At 59.3% G+C, this 3638-nt stretch carries 3 protein-coding genes; 2 read left to right on the top strand and 1 reads right to left on the bottom strand.

Going from position 1 to position 3638, the window contains the following annotated elements:
* Nucleotides 1–298 precede the first annotated feature (298 nt).
* Together traD and HBN61_RS22110 are read left to right on the top strand one after the other, a co-directional pair.
* Nucleotides 299–721, top strand: a complete 423-nt coding sequence (traD, locus tag HBN61_RS22115) for a conjugal transfer protein TraD (RefSeq protein ID WP_153426324.1) — start codon at nt 299–301, stop codon at nt 719–721.
* A gap of 435 nt (nt 722–1156) precedes the next feature.
* Nucleotides 1157–1990, top strand: coding sequence for a replication initiation protein (locus HBN61_RS22110; RefSeq protein WP_218581134.1), 834 nt, complete (start codon nt 1157–1159; stop codon nt 1988–1990).
* On the opposite strand, the gene HBN61_RS22105 is transcribed toward HBN61_RS22110, so the two are convergent.
* Nucleotides 1987–3638: MobA/MobL family protein (locus HBN61_RS22105; RefSeq protein ID WP_223182430.1), on the bottom strand; the 1652-nt coding region annotated here is incomplete at its 5' end. The genes HBN61_RS22110 and HBN61_RS22105 overlap by 4 nt on opposite strands.

Here is a 3638-nt window from a genome sequence, read left to right as displayed (position 1 = left end):
TCGGTTGCCTCCAACCGCTCGCCCTTGTCCAACCGATTTGCATACTGGCCTTCGCGGGCAATGTAGGCAGCATGAGGCCCGGCCTTTCCGGCCTTGCCTACCTTCATGCTGAGTCGCCCAATCGCCATTTGCTTTTGACCTGTTCTTGACCTTGCTTCGGCCTGCGGCAGCACGCGCGTTTCTCAGGTACTGAGAAACACCTAAGCGCGCCTTCAATAATTTGAAGGATACAGCGGGACAGTGCCAATCTGCCAGTTCAGCGATAAACTGAACATCAAGATCAACAACAGGTGCTTTCATGCAAGACGAATGGATCACGATAAGAACGGCCTACATCAGCGGTCTTAAATCGCCCAATGACCAGCAGCGACTGTTGCTGGCCTTGGCAGAAAAATCCGACCATACCGCCGAAGACAAACGAAAATTGGCGGCGCTGGTAAGGGCGGAAAAAGCCGCAGATCGAGCGCAAAGAGCAAAGGCGGATGCGGCGCGGATTATCAACGGCGAAAAGGCCAAGGAACGGAAAGCCCGCGACCACGAGCTTTACCAATCGGCAGGGCTGCTCATTCTCGCCGGGTTGGTGGACACCAAGACGGGTAAACCAACCATCGACCGTGGCGAATTGCTGGGGGCGCTCCTGGGGCTGGCGAAAGTGCCTGCCGACGATCCCCGTAGAGGCGATTGGAAGCGTGCAGGCGACGCCCTGCTGTCTGGCAAGTGAAAAGCCCCCCTTTCTGGTGTTAAACCGCTCTAGCGGCCTCTCAGGCGCTGCTGGAGCCATTGGTGAGCACCAAAGGGGAATCCCACCTCGATCCACTGATTACTCGCTTCCTTCGGCCTCTCAGGCGGCAACAGGGGGACGGATTGACGGCGATTTCCCAGACGCCTCCACCGCCCCTTCAGGGGCATAAACGCGGCCCAACGGGCCACGTAGCGCGCAGCGCCCTGTTTTACTTTTTCCCTTTTTAAAACCTTTTAGGACATCTGGAGGCCACGGATTACGGGGCTTTCGGCTCTTATATGTGGAGGGATTTGTTGTTATATGTGGAGGGATTTGTTGTTACATGTGGAGGGATTTGTTGCCATATGTGGAGGGATTTGTTGTTTATATGTTATCTGTTACAGTCTCTACATAAATCAATGGCGAGGGCTTGCCGTGGCATCGAATTTGGTCGTGTGTAAGAGCAATGCGTTGGTCGAGGCAGCTTATCGACTGAGCGTGCAAGAGCAGCGGATTGTGTTGGCTTGTATCGCCCAAGTTCGCAGGGACGAGCCAGTTACAGACGAGGTGATGTATTCGGTTTCGGCGGAAGACGTCGCCACAATGGCGGGTGTATCCATCGAATCTTCGTACACTCAGCTCAAGGAAGCAGCTCTACGACTCAAACGGCGAGAAGTACGGTTTGCCTACCAGCCAAACGGGGGCAAGAAGCAGTCTAGGACGCGCATTACCGGATGGGTGCAGACCGTCGATTACATCGACGGTGAGGGCCGTGTCGAACTCAGGTTTAGCAAAGACATGCTGCCCTATCTAACCGAACTTTCGAGGGAGTTCACGAAGTACGCCTTAGCGGATGTAGTCAGAATGGACAGCTCTCACGCTATCCGCCTGTATGAGCTGCTGATGCAGTGGGATAGTACTGGTGAGCGAGTGATAGCGGTGGCAGATCTGCGCCACTGGCTCCAGCTTGAAGAGCGTTATCCGCTTACGGCCGACCTACGCCGCTGGGTGATTGAGCCTGCTATCGCGCAAATCAACGAGCACAGCCCACTCCGAGTGTCTTGGACACAGCGCAAGGCTGGACGAAAGATCACGCACCTAGTGTTCGATTTCGCCCCGAAAAAGCCCGCCAAGGCGGTGGGCAAGGCCCCCGCGAAGCGCAAGGCCGGAAAGATTTCAGATGCTGAAATCGCGAAACAGGCTCGCCCTGGTGAGACATGGGACGCGGCCCGCGCTCGACTGAACCAGATCCCGCTGGATCTGGCCTAGAGCCCGTGGCCTTTGCCTTTGCCAAGGCCCGGCTTGCCTTTCTGCAGGGCCTGCCGCTCCCGCTTTTGGGCCTCCCGCTCAGCCCGCTCCAGACCTGACTTCTCTGTCCGGAGCTTTTCCAGCGCCTTAACCTGCGCTCGAATCGGAGCCTGTTCCCGCTCGATGCGCGTCCAAACATCTGCCTGTACCTGTTTCGCGTGTTCGGCGGCCCGTACCGCTTCTGGTTCGAGGCGTTGCCACTGCTTCCGGTTCTTTTCCTCGGTCGCCGCCAGCTTCTCCAGTGGCTCCCATTTCCACCCCATATCTCGCAGTTTCGCCCGCAGCGGGTGAGCCTCTCGCCATTCCTCCGTGCGTTGCTGGGCCAGCGACTCGACTCGCTTGGCTTCAGCAACGCGCTCGCGCAATGCATTGGCATCTCGGTTGGCCCGCTGCACATCCGAGTCCCGATCTACCGCTTCACGGACGCTAGGAGGCCGTAACCGGTCAATTTCGCCCAGAAGCTGCCCAGAGGTCATACCTGCCCACAAAGCGTCCTGCTTGCGTTCTTTGGCCTTGTCTCGCTCGGCCACTTCTTCGCCGTGGTCTTTCCCTTCGGAGCCCATCGCCTTATGCGCTGTCGCCTTGTGTACATCGTCTGCCTTGCCCAGCCCAGCAATGACATCGGCCTGTGCTTGGGTGTCGATCTGGCGGTAAATGTGTTTCGGGTTCTGGCCGTTTGCCTGCGCTTCCTCGGCCAGCTCCAAGCGGCGTGCGGCCACCTGCATGCCCATGCCGTCGCCTGCGGCGCGGGCCTTGTCCAAGCCATCGCGGAAGAAGTCCAGCGGGTCGGGTTGTTGGGCTGGGGGGCTGGCCTTGGCCCTGCGCTCACGCTCGTCTTGCAGATTCACCAGCTCGCCCGGAATGTCCGGCACAACCTTGCTCAAATTGGCCTGCGCGGCCCGGAACTCAATCACATGCGCCCGCCACTCGGACGGCAGCATTTTGCCCTCGGGCACCTGCTCAAGCCCGCGCTCGGCGTGGCTGCGCATGTCGATCCGCGCATCGACCCCGGCTTGCTCCAGGGCGTGATTGCACGCTTCTTCCCAGCGGCCCCGGAGTCCCTTGAGGTCGGCGGCGCGGGCCTTTTGCCGCTCAGCCCCCTTCAAGGTTGGATCGACCTGCCCATACTCCTTGCGCGCCCCGCCTTTCTCCGACGATTTACCGTTGTAGCGTTTGAAATACTGCTCGGGATCGCGCTCGATGCCGTCCACCTGACGCTCACTGAACATCAGGTGGACGTGGGGCTGATCTTTGCCGTCTAACGCCAAGGGAACATGGATCGCCCACTGGTAAGCGTGCCGATCGCCAATCTCTTGCCGAACCCAATCCTTGACCAACTCGACCCGCTGCGCGGCGTCCAGCTCTCGCGGCAAGGCGATTTCCATCTCTCGATAGGTCGTCCCATTCGACCGCTCGAAAGCGTCCGCCGCCTGCCAAAAGGCTTGCGGCTGGTCAGCCGCCCAAGCGGGCATGTTGCCGACTTCGGTTGCCTCCAACCGCTCGCCCTTGTCCAACCGATTTGCATACTGGCCTTCGCGGGCAATGTAGGCAGCATGAGGCCCGGCCTTTCCGGCCTTGCCTACCTTCATGCTGAGTCGCCCAATCGCCA

It is taken from the genome of Pseudomonas sp. WS 5071 (assembly GCF_012985765.1).
GTDB classification, from domain to species: Bacteria; Pseudomonadota; Gammaproteobacteria; order Pseudomonadales; family Pseudomonadaceae; genus Aquipseudomonas; species Aquipseudomonas lundensis_A.
This window is presented reverse-complemented; position numbering and strand designations above follow the sequence as displayed.

Bases quoted from the DNA above. Each gene is read 5' to 3' on its own strand.
- traD (WP_153426324.1), top strand. From the start codon at position 299: ATGCAAGACGAATGGATCACGATAAGAACGGCCTACATCAGCGGTCTT.